The organism is Serratia ureilytica, from assembly GCF_013375155.1.
GTDB lineage: Bacteria > Pseudomonadota > Gammaproteobacteria > Enterobacterales > Enterobacteriaceae > Serratia > Serratia ureilytica.
Genome location: NZ_JABXOF010000038.1, coordinates 1 through 217 on the forward strand (window position 1 = coordinate 1; position 217 = coordinate 217).

The 217-nt window shown below is 52.1% G+C and carries 2 tRNA genes; both read left to right on the plus strand.

Annotated features, from left to right (window positions below):
• Positions 1 to 7: 7 nt before the first annotated feature.
• A tRNA-Leu gene (locus tag HWW83_RS25555) sits at positions 8 to 94 on the plus strand.
• A gap of 36 nt (positions 95 to 130) precedes the next feature.
• Positions 131 to 217: transfer RNA gene (locus HWW83_RS25560), tRNA-Leu, on the plus strand.

A 217-nucleotide genomic window follows, 5' to 3' on the forward strand; every position in this document is an offset into this window, starting at 1 on the left:
CTGGTACGCGAAGGTGGCGGAATTGGTAGACGCGCTAGCTTCAGGTGTTAGTGTCCTTACGGACGTGAGGGTTCAAGTCCCTCTCTTCGCACCAAATAACCACATGATTTATATTGCACTCAGCATCGATGCGAAGGTGGCGGAATTGGTAGACGCGCTAGCTTCAGGTGTTAGTGTTCTTACGGACGTGAGGGTTCAAGTCCCTCTCTTCGCACCA